The following is a 14,123-nucleotide window of genomic DNA, read 5'->3' as shown; positions in this document are numbered from 1 at the left end:
TATGAAAAATTGGTCTTATTTATATCTTATTCTGTTTCTATTTGCTTGTTCTAATAAACAAGAAAAAACATTACCTAAAGAACGTGCACTAACTGAATCTGTATATGCTTCCGCAACTGTGCAACCAGACAGTTTATACCAAGTATATGCAATTGTTTCAGGACTTATTGATACAAATTTAATAGAAGAAGGTGATTTAGTGTCTAAAGATCAGCATTTGTTTCAAATCATTAATAATACACCAAAACTCAATACCCAAAATGCACAATTTGCATTAAACTTAGCACAAGAGAACTATAGAGGAAGTGCCACAATATTAAATAGTATTGAAAGTGAGATTGAGGCTGCGAAATTGAAACTTAAAAATGATTCTATTAATTATTTTAGACAAAAAAATCTATGGAATCAAAATATAGGTTCCAAAGCACAGTACGACAATAAAAAACTTAATTACGAATTAGCATCCAATCAATTAAAAGTTCTTCAGAATAAATTAAACCGAACAAAAAACGAATTACAAACAGCACTAAAACAAGCGCAAAACAAGTACCAATCTGCCGCAATTACCACGAAGGATTTTACAGTTAACAGTAAGATAAACGGTAAGGTATATGCCTTATATAAAGAACCTGGAGAGATTGTGAATTCTATGGAGCCATTAGCAAGTATTGGTAGTGCAAAAAGATTTATAATAGAGCTATTAGTCGATGAAGTAGATATTGTTCGTATTACGCTTAATCAAGAAGTGCTTATCAATTTAGACGCATACAACGATATTATTTTTAAAGGTAAAATCTCCAAGATATATCCTAAAAAAGACGAACGAAACCAAACCTTTGTTGTAGAAGCAAATTTTAATGAACAACCAAAGGTTTTATATCCTGGCCTTTCTGGTGAAGCTAACATCATTATTGCCAAAAAAGAAAAGGTATTAACAATCCCAAAAGCATATTTAAACGATAATAATGAGGTAGAAACAGATGATGGCTTTGTAGCTGTAAAAACAGGATTGCAGAATATGGACTACATAGAAATCTTATCTGGAATTAGTAAAGACACTTTCATCTACAAACAAAACTAATGGTGAATTGGAAAGTGATATTAGGTATTGCAAAAACACATTTGCTAACTAAAATAAAGCAAACGTCTATTGCTGCTCTTGGTGTAACATTTGGCATAGGTTCTTACATTACTTTAGTGTGCTTTATGACAGGTTTAAATGGAATGCTAGATGATTTAATATTGAATCAAACACCTCATATTCATGTGTACAACGAAATTGAGCCGTCAAAAAAGCAACCTATTTCTTTATATAATGAGTTAAAGGAAAGCATTAACATCGTGCATTCTGTGAAGCCTAAATTGAGTCAGAAAAAAATTCACAATGCATTACCAATCATAGATTACTTAGAAGCTAATAAGGATGTTCGTGGTGCTCTACCACAAATAAAAACGCAAATCTTCTATATCGCAGGATCGATAGAATTAGGCGGAAATCTAACTGGCATCAATCCAATTGACGAAGCTAAACTCTTTAATATGGAAGATTATATCGTGGAAGGTTCTGCTGAAGCATTACAAAATACAGATAACAGTATTCTCTTAGGTATTGGTATAGCAAATAAAATGGCGCTTAAGGTAGGTGATCGTGTTCAGGTAAGTCCAATAAATGGCGGCATATTTCCATTAAAAATAGTTGGGTTTTATCAAAGTGGTATTGCAGATTTAGATGCTATACAGAGCTTCGCCAATATAAAAACCGTGCAGCGCATATTGGGCAAGGCTAATAATTATATCACAGACATTAATGTAAAACTGTATGATATTGAACAGGCGATTCCACTTTCAGAAAAAATAGAGAAGCAATTCAACCTTACAGCAATAGATATAAAAACCGCTAATGCTCAATTTGAAACCGGAACAACCATAAGAAACCTAATTACATATGCAGTTTCTATAACCTTACTTATTGTTGCTGGCTTTGGTATTTATAACATTTTAAATATGCTGATTTACGAAAAGATGAATGATATAGCTATTCTAAAAGCAACAGGTTTTTCTGGTAAAGATGTACAGCATATTTTTATGAGTCAAGCCATGATTATCGGTTTTGTTGGTGGTGTTTTAGGATTACTTATTGGTTTAGGACTGGCAAGTTTAATCGCTACTATTCCATTTCAAACTGAAGCGCTGCCAACAGTTGAAACTTATCCAATAAATATGAATCCGTTATTTTTCGTAATTGGTTTTTCATTTGCCATGCTTTCAACTTTTCTTGCAGGTTATTTGCCATCTAAAAAAGCTAAAAAAATTGATCCAGTAAAAATCATAAGAGGACAGTAAAATGAGTATTGTATTAGAAGCTAAACATATAAACAAATACTTTAAAAAGCCTGTTCTTTTTCATGTCTTAAAAGACATCAACTTTCAGGTTAAGGAAGGTGAGTTTGCTTCAATCATGGGGAAATCTGGCTGTGGTAAATCTACACTACTCTACATACTTTCCACAATGGATACGGATTATGAAGGTGAATTATTTTTAAACGATGCTCTTATTACAGGACAAGACAGAGAACATCTATCCTATTTGCGTAACAAACATATTGGTTTTGTATTTCAGTTTCATTATCTGTTATCAGAATTTTCAGTTTTAGAGAATGTGATGCTTCCCGCGAAAAAATTAGCAGAAAAGTCATATCAAGAAATTGAACATGATGCCATAGAAAAATTAAAAATGCTCAATATTGAACATTTAGCAAAAAAACGTGCATCACAGGTTTCTGGTGGCGAGAAACAACGAATTGCTATAGCACGAGCATTAATTAATAATCCATCCATTATTATGGGAGACGAGCCAACTGGGAATCTAGATAGCCATAATGCCGAAAATGTATTTAATATTTTTAAACGATTGAGTGAAGAGGAAGGTTTATCGCTTTTAGTGGTTACTCACGATAAAGATTTTGCGGATAAAACTGATAGAATCATACAAATGGGAGATGGAAAAATACTTCAGTAAGATTTCCTCTAATGATATTAATCATTTCTAATTACTCTATTAAAAGCTAATTTTAGTCTGTAATTTAAAATTGATACTATGAAAACACTACAAGACATAGAGGATCAAATTATAAGACTTACGCTTAGTATTGAAGTTAATTATCCAGAACTCTATGCGACTCTAGACGAAAATCCAATAACAATACCATCTCAAGATCATCCAGAGATGAATATTAAGATCATGGAAGATTATCTGGAAAGTCTCAAACAAATTTTAAAGCAATACACAAAAACTCATAATAAGAAATAATGGCATTCATTGATTATTATAAAATATTAGGAGTCTCTAAAACCGCATCTGAGAACGATATAAAAAAGGCATATCGTAAGCTGGCTCGTAAATACCATCCAGATCTTAATCCAAATGATAAGGACGCTGAGCAAAAATTTAAAGATATCAATGAAGCTAATGAGGTATTAAGCAATGCAGAAAATCGTAAAAAATACGATGAATATGGGGAACATTGGCAACATGCCGAGGAATACGAAAAAGCCAAACACCAAGAACAATATCAGCGAAGCACAAGAGATCCATATGGAGGCTATTCTGAAGAAGATTTTTCAGACTTTTTTGGCTCTATGTTTGGTGGAGGCTCATCGCAATTTCGTGGTCAAAAGGTGAAATTTAAAGGTCAAGATTTTAATGCGCAATTGCAACTGAATCTCAAAGATGTTTATACCACACATAAGCGAACATTAACGGTAAACAATAAAAATATACGAATTACAATTCCTGCAGGTGTTGAAAATGGGCAAATTATAAAAATAAAAGGCCATGGCGGTAAAGGTGTTAATGGAGGACCAAATGGCGACTTGTTTATTGAGTTTTCAATAATAAATAAAACACAATTTAGAAGAGATGGTGATAACCTTAATGTTTCGATCGATTTAGATTTATATAAAGCAGTTTTAGGTGGTGAAATAATGGTAAATACTTTCGATGGTAAAGCGAAATTGAAGGTAAAACCAGAAACCCAAAACGGTACAAAGGTAAAACTAAAAGGCAAAGGTTTTCCTAGATATAAAAAAGAAGGTCAGTTTGGTGATTTGTATGTTACTTTTAATATAAAGACACCAACAAAACTATCAATTAAGGAAAAAGAACTCTTTACAGAATTATCAAAATTAAGATAATATGGAAACGACACGTCTAATATCGATATCACAATTTTGTACACATTATAATGTTCCTGCTAGCTTTATAGATGCCTTACAAGATTATGAATTAATAGAGATTACAATAACAGATAATGTAACTTACTTAAAAACAAATCAGCTCAATGATGTTGAAAAAATGATACGTTTACATTACGATCTAGAAATAAATTTAGAAGGTATTGATGCTATTTATAATCTTCTCAAAAAGAACGAAGAATTACAAAATGAAATCACAAGACTTCAAAACCGTTTAAACTTTTATGATGACATTTAATTAACTATGTCTTCTATTGGTATTAGATCGCCTTCTTGTACTGCTATCATTGTTTCTTCTTGTAGAATGGTATTCTCTAATGTTATCACCATAATAATCTTTAACTCGTACTTGTTTTACACGTCTTAAATTAACAGTATTAAACCGTTGTGGTAATACGTTTACGGTAAGCCAAGCACCATTATTGAGATATGTATAATTTCTAAGCGTGAGGTCATAATACACATAATATTCTGGAAAATAAATATAACGCACGTTAACAACACGATTAGGATAAAACCAAGCAGGTGTTGGTAGTGATGGCCTAGAGGATATAATTACTGGCCCACAACTTTCTAAACCCATAAACGTGAACATTGGGATTACTACTAGAATAAACTTTGATACTTTCATAGTATTTTGACTTAGAAGGTAAAAGAACTAATAAGTAAGAATAATTGAAATGATATTGCTCATTTTTAATATTAAAACCATCAACTAATTTTACATTATAAATTAATGGTCAATGACTACTATAGAACTTATAAACGAATGGATTAAAGATAATCCGTTCATTTGGAGCATTATAAAGTTCATAATATTATTAGTCATCGTTTTAATGACAATTCAATTAATAAGAAGTTATTTAAAAACGAAGATTTCCAATACAATAATTCGTTACAAAGCACAAAAAGGAATAGAAATTATAGGCTACGTTTTATTAATCATTTTAGCAATAACATATTTTTCTGGTAGCATAAAAGACTTCACTATAATAATTGGCTTATTCACCGCAGGATTAGCATTTACACTTCAAGAACTCATATTAAGTATAGCTGGCTCAATGTATATTTTTCTGGTAAAGGTGTATAAGCCTGGAGATCGTATTGAAATTAATGGAATTAAAGGTGATGTGATTGATGTAGATAGCATATATACTACCATGATGGAAATTGGTCAATGGGTAAGCAGTGATAATTATAGTGGTCGGATTGTAAAATTGAGTAATGCCTTTGTTTTCAAAGGGCCAGTTTATAATTACTCGAAAGACTTTCCATTTATATGGGATGAATTTAATTTACCTATCAGATATGGATCTGATATCGACTTAGCAAAATCAATCATTATAAAAATAGCTTCTGAAACGCTTTCAGAATATACTACAAATTCTAAATCAGAATGGAAAAGTGTAGTGAATAAGTATTACGTAGAAGACGCGCAAATAGATCCAACCTTGGCCATATCACTTACAGATAATTGGGTTCAGTTTAATTTAAGATATATAGTGGACTTTAAAAAACGCCGCTATGTTAAGCATATTTTAAATGAAAAAATAAGACTGGAAATTAAAAATACAAAGGGCAAAATCCTTCTAGCATCCACAACAATAGAACTAGTTAAAATACCAGATTTGAAAGTTAATGTCGATCAGACAAAATCATCTTAAATTTTTGTCGTAACACTAATAAACCCATATCTAGGTTTTGTCTATAATTTGTTTTTGTTCTAAAGACTTGACAATAGCATCTACATAATCCTTAACTGTAGAACTGACTTGTTTTGGGTTGACCAAATCATAGGAAGCAACCCAAACTAAAGATTTATCAGTATTTTCTATTAAATTATACATTGAAGCTTCTAAATGATAGACATTATATTTTGTATAATAGCCTTCTTGGAAATAAATATCTTGAGTTAAATAATAGTAACGTCCAAAGCGTCTCCAAAAATAACGTCTCCTCAAATCATCTCCGCTGTATGATACTTTTTCGTCAACACCTTTTACAGCTGAAATTAAAACGGTATCGAACCCAGCCTCAGACAATCTTTCTATTTCCTTTTCAATGTCTTCTTCATTCTGTTTTAAATTAGTAAAAGTGGGTTTAAAAACATTATAACTTTGAACAGCTTCTATACCTCTTCTTTCGAGTGCTATTTTTAATTGATCTTCAAATAAAGTCCGTCCACTGAGATTATCAGTTAAACCAATAATCAATACTTTTTGAGGTTCGTAATTTTTATAGTTTTCATTTAACCAACTATCTGTCATTCTCGATGAAGAACAACTCATCATAAACACTACGATTAAAATATAAAAATATACTTTCATAATTTTTAATTTTTTATCTTATAAAAATATTTGATTAACATTGGTATCACAATGATAACGGTCAGTTAGCATTATTATAAAGATGGTTAATTTTGAATTTTGAATTCTAGTTTTTAATGAAACATAAAGAAGTAAGCCACCAGCACAGCAACGTTTTTGGAAATAAAACCGAACTCTATTTTGCTATTCTCTGTGGTATTTTTCTAGTTATTGGCTTTTCAATAGAAAAATTAAGCGCCTTACCCAATTGGACTGCATTAGTAAGCTACATAATTGCTTATTTTTTTGGAGGCTATTTTATTACTATTGAAGCCTCTAAAAAAATCATTAAAGGTGGCTTTGATATTGATTTTTTAATGATTGCTGCAGCTGCAGGTGCTGCATATATTAATAGTTGGGCAGAAGGAGCGCTTCTACTCTTTCTCTTTAGTTTAGGGCATGCTTTAGAGCACTATGCCATGAATAAAGCTAAAAAATCTATTGAAGCTCTCAATAAACTTTCACCTAAAACTGCTCTCATTAAAAAAGATGGTAAACTCGAAGAAATTACTATAAATGATTTAAAAATAGGTGATGTTGTTGTTGTAAAACCTAACACAAAAATTGCCGCTGATGGTGTTATTATTACTGGGAGTAGTAGTATTAATCAAGCTCCAATAACCGGAGAAAGCATCCCAGTGGATAAAACTTATATTAAAAGCACCTCTAGTTTACCACAGTTTACGGAAATTGATAAAAAGCATGTGGTCTATACCGGAACTATTAACGGAGATAATAGCCTCGAAGTTTTAGTATTAAAACTAAGTAAAGACTCAACAGTATCGCGATTAATAAAAATGGTGAGTGAAGTAGAAACTCAAAAATCTCCAACACAACGATTGACCAAAAAGTTCGAAAAATGGTATGTACCATTAGTCATCATTGTGGTCTTTTCATTATGTTTTGCTTATTTAATCATTGACGAAAGTTTTAATACGAGCTTATATAGAGCAATAACAGTGTTAGTGGCTGCCAGTCCCTGTGCTTTGGCTATTTCTACGCCAAGCGCTGTATTAAGTGGTATCGCTAGAGCCGCGCAAAAAGGCGTACTAATTAAAGGTGGAAAAGCACTAGAAGACTTGGGTGAAATAACAACCATTGCCTTTGATAAGACTGGCACACTGACCGAAGGTAAACCAAAACTAACTCATATCATTCCTGTTGATAATTTTGATAAAGAAGAGTTTATTAGAATAGTCTTAGAAGTAGAAAGTTTAAGTAATCATCCATTGGCAAAAGCCATAGCCAAAGATATAAGAGTAAAATACAACATTGAATCTCAAAATAAGGCCACTGATGTCAATGCTATTCAAGGCAAAGGCATACAAGCGCAATACAACAATGATGCGGTTTTTATAGGTAACGTAAAGTTGATGAGAGACAAAGGCATTTCAATAGATGAAACAATCAGTAGTAAAATGCAAAATCTTTTAAACCTAGGACAAACCGTAATGCTTGTAGCTTATAAAAGTGAAATTATTGGTTTAATCAGTGTTATGGATTTACCACGAAAAACTGCGGCAAATACATTAAAAGAATTAAAAAAAATTGGCATAAAACATATGGTAATGCTTACTGGAGATCATCAAAATGTAGGAGATGCTATTGCCAACCAAATTGGTCTTACTGAAGCAAAAGGCAATTTATTACCAGAAGATAAAGTCACAGAAATAAAAGCGCTTATTAAACGCTATAAAAAAATAGCAATGGTTGGAGATGGTGTAAATGATGCTCCTGCAATGGCATTAAGTACAGTTAGCGTTGCTATGGGAGCAGCAGGTAGCGACGTTGCTTTGGAAACCGCAGATGTAGCTTTGATGTCGGATAAAATTGAAAACTTACCATTTCTGATAGGATTAAGCAGAAAATCTAAGCGTACTATAAAGCAAAACATTTTTATTAGTCTTGGTGTTGTAGTAATGTTAGTTCCTGTAACTATTTTAGGACTTACAAATATTGGTTTAGCAGTTGCTTTTCACGAAGGTTCTACTATTGTTGTTGTTTTAAATGCTCTAAGATTACTGCGCTACAAAGCCGCCTAAAATCAAAAACTCTCCTTATAAAATAGCTTATGCCCTTAATTTCTAAGCTAAACTGATATCTCTCATTGATAATATTGAATTCTAAATTTATTTTTATAAAAATTAGTAGAATGCTTACATTCAAGAATTATAATATTGCAGACTGGTTCTCATTTTATAGAATAGCAGCAGCACCTGTATTACTAGCTCTTGTTTACTATGATGAACGCTTAATTTTTAGTTGGTTGTTGCTCATTAGTTATTCCACAGACGCTATTGATGGATACTTGGCACGCAAATTTAAAATAACAAGTCCACGAGGGTCTCAATTAGATTCTTTTGGCGACCAAATTACCTTAATTGTTGGTCTTGTAGGTTTATATTTTTTTGAAACAAATTTTATAAAAACCAATCTCACTTTAATACTTATTGCATTTATACCTTACATTCTTCAAATGTTTATTGCCTATTTTAAATATGGAAAAGCAAGTGCATTTCACACCTATTTGGCAAAGCTGTCCGCAATAATACAAAGCGCATTTATCCTGTTTTCACTTTTCTTTTATCCTGAATATACCTTGTTCTATATAATGATAGGTATTGGCTTACTAGAAACATTCGAAGAAATAACATTAATCTTTATGTACGATAATTGGACCTCAGATGTTAAAGGGATTTACTGGGCATATAAAGATAAAAGACGGCTTAAAAAAGAGGTAGAAAAATGAAGCAACTGTTTTTACTGCTTTAAAGGTTGATTGAATTACTACTAACTGACTTAAATCATAGTTTCTTCCTTATTTAATGAATAATTTAGATGAAACCCATTACACCTAGGATAATGATAAGAGCATTGAGCAATACGGAAAAGTTAAGACTTCTGAAAAACAACTATATCGGTTATTTATCATATATCTATAGAAATAGACCTTTTATAGCACCTATCACCTATTATTTTGATGAAAAACAAAATATCATTATAGGATATTCTGCTGAGGGTCATAAAGTAAGATCGATGCGAAAAAATCCCAACGTCTGCCTAAATATTTCTGACATTGCTTCTGTAAATTCTTGGATGTCTGTTTTGGTCCAAGGAGAATATGAAGAACTATCCGGAAGTGAGGCAAAGGCTCAACTTCATGCTTTTTCTCTAGGTGTAAAAGATCTAATAATGACTAAGGAACATAGAGAATTAGATTTTATAAGTGAATTTTCAAGTAAAATATACAATGATGATCTACCAATAATTTTCATTATTAAAATTGATGAAATTACGGGTAAAATTAGACGCAAATAATTTAAAGAATAGTTATGAAACTACTATATCTCACACTATTTATCACAGTATTTCTAAGTTGTAAAAATGACAATAATCAAAATATTACTGTTGATATTGACGAAACCAAAACTACAGATTCAATTAGTGATAATTCTATAACTAATGATTCAATACAAATAACTGATAAAGACATTGAGGATGTAAAAAAGACTATTTCTATTGAGTTAAAACAGAAAAAACTGATTGAAAAAAAAGATGAACGCCAAGATCTTGAAGCATTAATAATTGCTAAAGAATACCTTGTAGAAAAAGAGGACTATACCATAAATTTTAAGTACCCATTACTTAATGAGTCCTTTAAACCAACAAACATCAATTTCAATAATTTTATTAATGATTATGTCAATATCACTAAAACCGAATCAGACATTTTAGAAAGCAAACTGTTGTGCGATAGTATTGAAGCTAAAACGTTTCGAGAAGAACGATTTATAGATTACAAAATCTATAAGGTCAATGATCAGCTTGTAAGTCTCCTGTTTTACAAAGAAAATTATTATTCTGGTGCTATGCACCCTAGTTATTCGTTTGACTGTTTCAATTTTGATTTAGAAAGAGGAGTCTTTATGACTTATGAGGATTTTTTCATTCAAGGATCAGAGGAAGAGTTAGTAGGAATTATAAACGAAAGTATAAACGAGCAAATAGGCAAAGGTGAATTGTATTATGACTGTTGGGAAATATTTTTAGATGACTTTATAGCAAGTAAAAACAACTTTGTGTTCAATGACGACCTTGTAGAGTTTTATTTTGATGACTGTGTTATATGTCCTTCTTACACAGGAACTTATTCTATTGAACTTCCATTAACAGATTTACTGTCTGTTTTAAGAAAGTATGATTTAAATCCTTTAGTTTTTTAATTAATTCTGCTAAGAAAAAAATAAAAATATAATGAAAACTAAAACAAATAAATTTTGCCAAAGTTGTGGCATGCCTATAAAAAAAGATCCAAAGTTGGGTGGCACAAATTCAGATGGTTCTAAAAACGACCTGTATTGTAGTTACTGCTATCAAAATGGAGAATTCACCTTTAAGGGCACTGTAAAAGAAATGCAAGATTTCTGTAAAGGTAAAATGGTGGAACAAGGATCTTCTAAATTCCTAGCTTGGCTGTTTACAAGAGGTATTCCGAGATTAGAACGGTGGAAGTCTTAAATTCCAACTGACCAAAATCATAGATTTTATTAAGACTATACAATAAATTAGTTTCTCAAATAAAATTCTATTATCATGACTACAAAACGCAGGATTACAATATTCTTTATAGCGCTAGGAGCTATGTTTCTAATCTTCGCTATTTGGTACAAGTATGAGTTTTCCATGAATGTTGCGCAAGAGTTTGAAGTGAATTCGCCAGATTTAAACCACAAACTGCTTATTGCCACTCAAGGAAGCGAATTTAAGAATGAAGTTACAGAAGGCATTGTGAATTTTTATAAAAACGATTCTGTTTTTATAAAAGTCATAGATATTACGTCATTAGCAAGTGTTAACCCAACAGCCTATTCTGCAATTGTAGTAATGCATACTTGGGAAAATTGGCAGCCTCCCGAAAATGTAGAATTATTTATTAATAGAACTAAGGACATAGAGAATAAAATCATAGTTCTAACAACATCAGGTAATGGTAATTTTAAGATGGAAGGTATTGATGCCATTACAGGCGAATCAATATTAGAAGATACAAGTACGTATGTTAATCATATTACTAAGCGTCTAGAGCCAATTTTAAATCTTAATTCTATGTAATTATGATTCAAAAACTCGATAAAACTAAATGTAGATTATTGTTAAGTCAAAATTACATTGGCCATTTGTCTTACATCTTTAGCAATAAACCTTATGTAGTTCCTATTACATATTATTATGATGACATTACCAATTCCATTATTGGATATTCTGGTAAAGGTCATAAAATAAGAGCATTGCGTATTAATAGAGATGTGTCCATGGAAGTTTCTGATGTTGCTTCTGTAAACAATTGGAAATCTGTTTTAGTACAAGGCATATATCGCGAATTTGAAGGAAGTGCAGCTATGATGAACCTATATAAATTTGCAGAGGGTGTAAAAGAAATCATAAGAAATGTTGAAGGAAAAGATTTGAAGTACATCAGTGAGTTTTCAAATAAAATATATAAAGAAGGACAACCAATTGTCTTTAAGATTCATATTGAAGAGCTCACCGGAAGAGAACGAAAATATTAGTTATGTCGAATGAATTACAAGGTCTGTATCAATGTTTATTTGGCATAAAATTAATTTGAAACTGCAGCTTAAAGGCTATAATTCAGAATAACTAAGATGAAGTTTAAAGACTACTTTAAAATCGGAAAATATAGACAAAGTAAAATGCCACTTACCATAGCTATAGGTATTTTAACAGGCAGTATAATTGGTATTGTTGTTAGCTTATTTTTAAATAAAGACGTCAATTTAGGAATGACAGTAGGAGGCATATTAGGGCTTCTATTAGGACTTTTGATTGGTGCCTTAATCGATGTCTATGAAAAACGAAAACGATAAAATCATGGAAACAATAAAAAAGCAGAAAACAGAAGATATCATAAAGAAGTTTTCTTTTCATTATATAATTTCTGCTTTTTATATAAACGAATATCTAAAATTGCGAACCACACAATAAAACTAATAAATGTAAATTTTTGAAGTACAGGAAGTATGTTTCTTAAATAACCTGTTTCATAGATGAAATAGTTTGCAAAAAAGACCAACATACAAAATAGACCAAAACTTAAGAGTTTATAGCTTCTTATTTTATAGAGCTCCACAAGACAAGTTATAATTGCAATGACTCCAATAATTCCTGCAATACGAATAATCAGATCATGCGTCCCAGATGCAAGGAATAGCGTAATTATAAGAGATAATATACCTGACAACCTCATAATTTTAGGGTTATTACTTTTTGTCATAAATAATTTAGGCAGGTAAAACCATAGTAAAATAAGACTGGCACATAAAATACCAAGTGCAGTTCTTGCAATAAAGCGAGCACTATTTACCTCGCCGTTTATGGCATAATCATCGAGCAGATCACATAAATAATTATGCCAGAAACTAAAGCCTGAATGATTTATATATTCCAAGAACCACCAGGATATTTTATTGCAGACCAAGTATATAGAAGCACAAACAAACCCATTCCTGCTATTGGTAAAAGCGGTACATAAGGTTTTGAAAAACCTGTTTTTGAGCTCATAATATTATATATGGTATTAATAACTCATTTTAAGAGCTATACCTTATTATTTCGACAGAATAATTACGAATTAGCCAATACGGCAATAAGTGTTTGACAACCACCATTTTTCAAATAAGCAGTATGATCTTCCAAACTCTGAAATTCTTGCCCACAAATGTCACTACAAAGCATTTTATCATCGGTTGACTTATTAAACGCTTTAAGTAGTTTTTTAGCAGTCTTGTTATTGAAAAATGGTGGATTCTTGTCTGGATGTTCTCTACACCAGTCTAGCATTCTTTTCCAAATAGCAGCACTTAATGCACCACAAGCATTACCGCTTAACCCAAGGCCTCCTGCATAACCTGCAACCATAACTACTTCTTCAATACTACCTCCCATTTGCTTAACTACTTCCGAAGCACAACTTAAAGGCTTTTGTGAAATATTTGTGTATTCCGATAAACTTTGAGTAGCTACTTCAACAGCTTCTGGTGCCCATTGTTCTGCCAGATTAAAACAGTGACTGTTTTTCATACCTTGAAGTGTTACTTTCAGCATAAATTTTGACATTCCGATAATACTCGTAAGGTCATAACCTATGATATCTTTGCAATCTGTGGCTCCAGACTGTTTCACAAAAGAGTCCATTATTTTTTGTGTTGCTGTTACCGCAATAGTTATAGCCTTGTCCTGATTATTATGTTTGCGATACGATTCTGCTCCTACAGCCAATGCAGCGCCCCAAAGCATTCCACATTGATGACCTTCATTCAAGATACCACCTGCCAAAGGGTTTAAAGCACGCTCTTCGTTTTCCTTAATGTGACCAAATTCTCGATTAAGAATATGCGCAAAGGTTCTGGAACAAGTACCGCATTGTTTAAATACGTCTTTAGCATCGTTATTATCTTTAATAGAAATAGTCATGGTTTATAG

General features: G+C 31.7%; 20 protein-coding genes. 15 read left to right on the top strand and 5 right to left on the bottom strand.

Annotated features, from left to right (window positions below; translation table 11 throughout):
* Nucleotide 1: 1 nt before the first annotated feature.
* From Q0822_RS12920 to Q0822_RS12895, 6 genes are all read left to right on the top strand, one after another.
* Complete coding sequence (locus Q0822_RS12920; protein WP_299124330.1) at nt 2-1,081, top strand: HlyD family efflux transporter periplasmic adaptor subunit; 1,080 nt, start codon at nt 2-4, stop codon at nt 1,079-1,081.
* Entirely contained in the window at nt 1,081-2,343 is a 1,263-nt protein-coding gene (locus Q0822_RS12915; RefSeq protein WP_299124328.1) for an FtsX-like permease family protein, read from the top strand. The genes Q0822_RS12920 and Q0822_RS12915 overlap by 1 nt, the downstream gene beginning before the upstream one ends.
* 1 nt (nt 2,344) lies before the next feature.
* Complete coding sequence (locus Q0822_RS12910) at nt 2,345-3,019, top strand: ABC transporter ATP-binding protein (protein WP_299124326.1); 675 nt, start codon at nt 2,345-2,347, stop codon at nt 3,017-3,019.
* A 78-nt stretch (nt 3,020-3,097) separates the two neighbouring features.
* A complete protein-coding gene (locus Q0822_RS12905) occupies nt 3,098-3,310 on the top strand; it encodes a hypothetical protein (RefSeq protein WP_299124325.1) in 213 nt (70 codons plus the stop codon).
* Nucleotides 3,310-4,194: a J domain-containing protein gene (locus Q0822_RS12900; protein WP_299124322.1), complete on the top strand. Its 885-nt coding sequence runs from the start codon at nt 3,310-3,312 to the stop codon at nt 4,192-4,194. Before Q0822_RS12905 ends, Q0822_RS12900 begins: the two co-directional genes overlap by 1 nt.
* 1 nt (nt 4,195) lies before the next feature.
* Complete coding sequence (locus tag Q0822_RS12895) at nt 4,196-4,492, top strand: chaperone modulator CbpM (RefSeq protein WP_299124320.1); 297 nt, start codon at nt 4,196-4,198, stop codon at nt 4,490-4,492.
* Here Q0822_RS12895 and Q0822_RS12890 read toward each other — a convergent pair whose 3' ends face one another.
* Complete coding sequence (locus Q0822_RS12890; protein ID WP_299124318.1) at nt 4,493-4,885, bottom strand: hypothetical protein; 393 nt, start codon at nt 4,883-4,885, stop codon at nt 4,493-4,495.
* A 112-nt stretch (nt 4,886-4,997) separates the two neighbouring features.
* Between Q0822_RS12890 and Q0822_RS12885 the strand changes: the two genes are divergently transcribed.
* On the top strand, nt 4,998-5,918 hold the full coding sequence (locus Q0822_RS12885; protein ID WP_299124316.1) for a mechanosensitive ion channel family protein: 921 nt from the start codon (nt 4,998-5,000) through the stop codon (nt 5,916-5,918).
* A 30-nt stretch (nt 5,919-5,948) separates the two neighbouring features.
* On the opposite strand, the gene Q0822_RS12880 is transcribed toward Q0822_RS12885, so the two are convergent.
* Nucleotides 5,949-6,581, bottom strand: a complete 633-nt coding sequence (locus tag Q0822_RS12880) for a hypothetical protein (RefSeq protein ID WP_299124314.1) — start codon at nt 6,579-6,581, stop codon at nt 5,949-5,951.
* A 116-nt stretch (nt 6,582-6,697) separates the two neighbouring features.
* Between Q0822_RS12880 and Q0822_RS12875 the strand changes: the two genes are divergently transcribed.
* From Q0822_RS12875 to Q0822_RS12840, 8 genes are all read left to right on the top strand, one after another.
* Entirely contained in the window at nt 6,698-8,662 is a 1,965-nt protein-coding gene (locus Q0822_RS12875) for a heavy metal translocating P-type ATPase (RefSeq protein WP_299124312.1), read from the top strand.
* A 110-nt stretch (nt 8,663-8,772) separates the two neighbouring features.
* Nucleotides 8,773-9,369, top strand: a complete 597-nt coding sequence (locus tag Q0822_RS12870; RefSeq protein ID WP_299124310.1) for a CDP-alcohol phosphatidyltransferase family protein — start codon at nt 8,773-8,775, stop codon at nt 9,367-9,369.
* 89 nt (nt 9,370-9,458) lie between these two features.
* On the top strand, nt 9,459-9,938 hold the full coding sequence (locus Q0822_RS12865; protein ID WP_299124307.1) for a pyridoxamine 5'-phosphate oxidase family protein: 480 nt from the start codon (nt 9,459-9,461) through the stop codon (nt 9,936-9,938).
* Between the two features lie 14 nt (nt 9,939-9,952).
* Entirely contained in the window at nt 9,953-10,843 is an 891-nt protein-coding gene (locus tag Q0822_RS12860; protein WP_299124305.1) for an RsiV family protein, read from the top strand.
* A 31-nt stretch (nt 10,844-10,874) separates the two neighbouring features.
* Entirely contained in the window at nt 10,875-11,138 is a 264-nt protein-coding gene (locus Q0822_RS12855; protein ID WP_299124303.1) for a zinc ribbon domain-containing protein, read from the top strand.
* Between the two features lie 75 nt (nt 11,139-11,213).
* The gene (locus Q0822_RS12850) at nt 11,214-11,732 is read left to right on the top strand and encodes a hypothetical protein (RefSeq protein ID WP_299124301.1); all 519 of its coding nucleotides are present in this window, start codon (nt 11,214-11,216) and stop codon (nt 11,730-11,732) included.
* 2 nt (nt 11,733-11,734) lie between these two features.
* Nucleotides 11,735-12,190: a pyridoxamine 5'-phosphate oxidase family protein gene (locus tag Q0822_RS12845; RefSeq protein ID WP_299124299.1), complete on the top strand. Its 456-nt coding sequence runs from the start codon at nt 11,735-11,737 to the stop codon at nt 12,188-12,190.
* 96 nt (nt 12,191-12,286) lie between these two features.
* The gene (locus Q0822_RS12840) at nt 12,287-12,508 is read left to right on the top strand and encodes a hypothetical protein (protein ID WP_299124296.1); all 222 of its coding nucleotides are present in this window, start codon (nt 12,287-12,289) and stop codon (nt 12,506-12,508) included.
* Nucleotides 12,509-12,546: 38 nt separating this feature from the next.
* Here the strand turns inward: Q0822_RS12840 and Q0822_RS12835 are convergent, their stop codons facing one another.
* From Q0822_RS12835 to Q0822_RS12825, 3 genes are all read right to left on the bottom strand, one after another.
* The gene (locus tag Q0822_RS12835) at nt 12,547-13,089 is read right to left on the bottom strand and encodes a hypothetical protein (RefSeq protein ID WP_299124294.1); all 543 of its coding nucleotides are present in this window, start codon (nt 13,087-13,089) and stop codon (nt 12,547-12,549) included.
* Nucleotides 13,077-13,202 carry a hypothetical protein gene (locus tag Q0822_RS12830; protein WP_299124290.1) on the bottom strand — a complete coding sequence of 42 codons (126 nt, stop codon included), beginning with the start codon at nt 13,200-13,202 and terminating at the stop codon, nt 13,077-13,079. The genes Q0822_RS12835 and Q0822_RS12830 overlap by 13 nt, the downstream gene beginning before the upstream one ends.
* Before the next feature lie 63 nt (nt 13,203-13,265).
* Entirely contained in the window at nt 13,266-14,114 is an 849-nt protein-coding gene (locus tag Q0822_RS12825; protein ID WP_299124289.1) for a C-GCAxxG-C-C family protein, read from the bottom strand.
* Nucleotides 14,115-14,123: the final 9 nt, after the last annotated feature.

Origin of the sequence: uncultured Winogradskyella sp. (genome assembly GCF_947496485.1) — a bacterium.
In the GTDB taxonomy this organism is placed as follows: Bacteria; Bacteroidota; Bacteroidia; order Flavobacteriales; family Flavobacteriaceae; genus Winogradskyella.
This window is presented reverse-complemented; position numbering and strand designations above follow the sequence as displayed.

Coding starts and splice junctions, on each gene's coding strand:
- Q0822_RS12920 (WP_299124330.1), top strand. CDS start 2: ATGAAAAATTGGTCTTATTTATATCTTATTCTGTTTCTATTTGCTTGT.
- Q0822_RS12915 (WP_299124328.1), top strand. CDS start 1,081: ATGGTGAATTGGAAAGTGATATTAGGTATTGCAAAAACACATTTGCTA.
- Q0822_RS12910 (WP_299124326.1), top strand. CDS start 2,345: ATGAGTATTGTATTAGAAGCTAAACATATAAACAAATACTTTAAAAAG.
- Q0822_RS12905 (WP_299124325.1), top strand. CDS start 3,098: ATGAAAACACTACAAGACATAGAGGATCAAATTATAAGACTTACGCTT.
- Q0822_RS12900 (WP_299124322.1), top strand. CDS start 3,310: ATGGCATTCATTGATTATTATAAAATATTAGGAGTCTCTAAAACCGCA.
- Q0822_RS12895 (WP_299124320.1), top strand. CDS start 4,196: ATGGAAACGACACGTCTAATATCGATATCACAATTTTGTACACATTAT.
- Q0822_RS12890 (WP_299124318.1), bottom strand. CDS start 4,885: ATGAAAGTATCAAAGTTTATTCTAGTAGTAATCCCAATGTTCACGTTT.
- Q0822_RS12885 (WP_299124316.1), top strand. CDS start 4,998: ATGACTACTATAGAACTTATAAACGAATGGATTAAAGATAATCCGTTC.
- Q0822_RS12880 (WP_299124314.1), bottom strand. CDS start 6,581: ATGAAAGTATATTTTTATATTTTAATCGTAGTGTTTATGATGAGTTGT.
- Q0822_RS12875 (WP_299124312.1), top strand. CDS start 6,698: ATGAAACATAAAGAAGTAAGCCACCAGCACAGCAACGTTTTTGGAAAT.
- Q0822_RS12870 (WP_299124310.1), top strand. CDS start 8,773: ATGCTTACATTCAAGAATTATAATATTGCAGACTGGTTCTCATTTTAT.
- Q0822_RS12865 (WP_299124307.1), top strand. CDS start 9,459: ATGAAACCCATTACACCTAGGATAATGATAAGAGCATTGAGCAATACG.
- Q0822_RS12860 (WP_299124305.1), top strand. CDS start 9,953: ATGAAACTACTATATCTCACACTATTTATCACAGTATTTCTAAGTTGT.
- Q0822_RS12855 (WP_299124303.1), top strand. CDS start 10,875: ATGAAAACTAAAACAAATAAATTTTGCCAAAGTTGTGGCATGCCTATA.
- Q0822_RS12850 (WP_299124301.1), top strand. CDS start 11,214: ATGACTACAAAACGCAGGATTACAATATTCTTTATAGCGCTAGGAGCT.
- Q0822_RS12845 (WP_299124299.1), top strand. CDS start 11,735: ATGATTCAAAAACTCGATAAAACTAAATGTAGATTATTGTTAAGTCAA.
- Q0822_RS12840 (WP_299124296.1), top strand. CDS start 12,287: ATGAAGTTTAAAGACTACTTTAAAATCGGAAAATATAGACAAAGTAAA.
- Q0822_RS12830 (WP_299124290.1), bottom strand. CDS start 13,202: ATGAGCTCAAAAACAGGTTTTTCAAAACCTTATGTACCGCTTTTACCA.
- Q0822_RS12825 (WP_299124289.1), bottom strand. CDS start 14,114: ATGACTATTTCTATTAAAGATAATAACGATGCTAAAGACGTATTTAAA.